The organism is uncultured Campylobacter sp. (assembly GCF_938018035.1).
In the GTDB taxonomy this organism is placed as follows: Bacteria; Campylobacterota; Campylobacteria; order Campylobacterales; family Campylobacteraceae; genus Campylobacter_B.
Map to the genome: position 1 here is coordinate 1 of NZ_CALIJF010000306.1, position 3,055 is coordinate 3,055.

Below are 3,055 nucleotides of genomic sequence, written 5' to 3' on the forward strand. Positions count from 1 at the left end.
TGGATTTGTGAAGCTGAGGAGTTCTAAGGCATTAAATTTCAGGCTGCAAAATTCAAAATTGAGAAAAATCTAGCTGCTAAATTTCGATTAATTCAGTTTGTAAAATTACGCGCATAAGGCGTCTTAGTAAAATATGGAATTCCGTGCTTAAAATTCCACGCCACGACATAAAAAGGAATTTTAATCGTGGCAAACAAGCGCGACATATCGGCTCAGCCGTGAAATTCCACATTAAAATTTTACGTCGAAACCGCAGACAAAATTCTATGAAATTTTACCGAGAATGAAATTTTTTAAATTTCGTAACGGAGCGAATTTTAAAATTCTGCTCTGCTACTCAAGAATTCCGCAGCGCACTATCTTACATAAAACTCCGCTAGCGCGTTTTTAGACGTAACATTTTTACCCACAGATTCTTCTTTGCCGTCCGCCGTTAGCTTAAATTCAGGCGCCAAATCTACGCTCTTATCGTTATTGACGACGAAATTAAGCTCTATCGTTGCGCTAGACGGCGCCGCTTTATCGGACATGCCATAATCGGCTTTTAATTGCTCGGGCGTCAATTGCGAATGATACACCGCACTTTTCAAGAAATCTAAGATACCCGGTAGATATGTTTTATCTTTCTTAGGGTCTTGGTCTTTTAGAATTTCATCTTCTAGAGACTTATCGCAATCGATCAATTCCTTCTGATCTTTGTATTCTATCTTACCTTTTGCTTTTATGGTCTCTTGGAATTTCGCGTCGTTTAGTTTACAAAGCTTGTTAGCTAGCTGAAGCAAGCTATTCCTATCATAAGCTTTACCCCTATAAAACTCCATAATACTATCCATATTGCTATTTATAGCATCTTTATTATATTTCTCAAGACGTTCTTTGGTCGCTTTCTCTTTTGCGGCATTCAATGCTTCCATATCTATGTCGCACACCATCGTGACGGATTTTAGCCCACCGCGATCAGCCTTCGACCACGTGATATTTTTACATCTTTTCGACCCCTCGATCGCCGTGCCTATACTCATAGATTTAAAATCGGGCAAAGTATAGTTTTTGACGAGTTCTATCTCGTCCTCACCGCATCCTGCTAACACCAAAGCCGCCGCTACGGCACCCATCATATATCTGAGCTTCATACTTACTCCTTAAGATTAAAGTAAGGAATACTAGCCCCCCCCCCGCTTAAAATTTGATTAAATTTGAGGTAAATTTTGAGATTAATTGTTAAGCATTAGCGGAATATTTTAAAATCTCACTAAATTTATCGGCAACAAAATTTTATGTGATAAAATAGGCTAAATTTTATTTGCCAGTGTGATGCAAAAAATTACAAGCAGAAAGAAATTTTTAAATTTTATAGCTTTGTAATTTAGCTAGAGCTTTAATGATAATTCTAATTTGCCGTGAAGCAGACGCTCCACGGCAAATTTAAAGGAGGACTATTTAAAAGATGGAGCGATCTGTGCTACCCACGCCTCGATGCGGCTCTCGGTGAGGTCGCTTTGATTGTCATTGTCTAGCGCGAGGCCAACGAATTTGCCGTCCACTACGGCCTTGCTCTCGTCAAATTCATATCCGTCGGTAGGCACTGCGCCTACGATATTTGCACCCGCTTTTTTGAAGTTGTCATATAGCTCGCGCATTGCGTTGCAGTAGGCGTCGCTGTAGCTTGAGCTATCGCCCATGCCGAAAATCGCGACGGTCTTGCCCGCGACATCAAGGGCTGAGAAATCAAAGCCTGCCCAGTCGTCCTGCAACTCGCCGTCGTTCCACGTGGAGCTGCCAATGATGAGCGCGGTGTATTTATTTAGATCTGCAGGCGCGATGTCCGCAACATTTTTTAGCTCGTTTTCTATGCCTAGCTTTTCAGAGATCAGCTTCGCGGCGTCCTCGGTATTGCCCATCGAGCTTCCAAAAATAATTCCAACCATTTGGTATCCTTTTAATAAATTTTGTCGGTAAGCTTGTATGGTACTAATTTCATAATGAAATTTCCCTTAAAGCATTCGCTTTTTATCTCGACGTGGCGGTTAAAATTTTCATTTTTTGGATATACAAGATACACGGCGTCGAGGTTTGCTCCGCGGCAAAGCTCTAGCGCTTTTTTTATATCATTATCATAAATGGCTGGATTTTGAGGTAAAATTTTTTTAAAGCTCGTAACCACGCCTAGGCTAAAACCGCTCTTGCGAACTACGATGAGCTCGCCTGATTTGCCCACAAGCTGCAGCTGTGCGCCTGCATTGCGAAGCGCGATTTTGCAAAATACGAAGTTGCGAAACGCATCGTCTCCGTTTAGCAGCAATCCGCTACGCAGACTCACGATCGCGCTAGTTAGCTTATAAGCGGGCTTGGCGGCAAATACGGGCAGCGGCATGCCGCGCAGATAAGAAAAGATTATCGCATTATCCGCTGCGCAAAATTTCACGGCGGGCTTGAAGCGGTAAATTTTACGAGCCCCGCGCCCAAGCTCGGAGGAGATAAAATTTAAAAACGCGGAGCGAAACTGCGAAGCGCCTTTTAAATTTGTGGGCGGAATTCTATAATCCGCATTAACGTTAAAATTATATAGAGCTAGCATCGCTCGCGCTCGCGAAGCCGCATTATAATCCCGCAGCGCCTCTGGCACAATCTCGCGCCCGTTCGCATCAAAGCCAAAAATCTCGCCGCTAAAGAATTGCTTATTAAAAACTTCGGCATTTAAAATTTCATCATCAATAAGCTCATTATCGCGCCGCAGATCCGCTTTTTGGCGTTTTTCGCGCGCCGCGATATCTCGTTTTGACGCGGTAGTATCTTGTAATAAAGCTGATTTCTCGTCCGAACGCTTAGCGCAGAAAAAATTCTTTTGCGCTAAGCCAGTGTCGCAAAAAGCCCTTGCTGTCAAATTCCTATTTGCGCCGTCTTTTTGCGCACTCTTTGCAGCATGCGGCTTAGAGGCATTATGATTAAGTGCGTCCGATTTACCGCTTGAAAACTTTTTAGATTTGCCGTTAAATTTCTTGCTTTCGGCGTGCGCAAAGCAAGTAGCGTTAAATTTGCTAGAATTTAAAAAATC

At 42.7% G+C, this 3,055-nt stretch carries 3 protein-coding genes; all 3 read right to left on the reverse strand.

Translation table 11 applies throughout. From position 1 onward, the window contains the following. Window positions 1-356: 356 nt before the first annotated feature. The gene (locus Q0257_RS09175) at window positions 357-1,133 is read right to left on the reverse strand and encodes a hypothetical protein (protein WP_298024294.1); all 777 of its coding nucleotides are present in this window, start codon (window positions 1,131-1,133) and stop codon (window positions 357-359) included. Between the two features lie 303 nt (window positions 1,134-1,436). Continuing rightward, window positions 1,437-1,928 carry a flavodoxin FldA gene (gene fldA / locus Q0257_RS09180; protein WP_177389208.1) on the reverse strand — a complete coding sequence of 164 codons (492 nt, stop codon included), beginning with the start codon at window positions 1,926-1,928 and terminating at the stop codon, window positions 1,437-1,439. Between the two features lie 11 nt (window positions 1,929-1,939). Further along, window positions 1,940-3,055, reverse strand: a 1,116-nt coding sequence (locus tag Q0257_RS09185; protein ID WP_298024296.1) for a hypothetical protein, incomplete at its 5' end; no start/stop codon positions are given.

Bases quoted from the DNA above. Each gene is read 5' to 3' on its own strand.
- Q0257_RS09175 (WP_298024294.1), bottom strand. From the start codon at position 1,133: ATGAAGCTCAGATATATGATGGGTGCCGTAGCGGCGGCTTTGGTGTTA.
- fldA (WP_177389208.1), bottom strand. From the start codon at position 1,928: ATGGTTGGAATTATTTTTGGAAGCTCGATGGGCAATACCGAGGACGCC.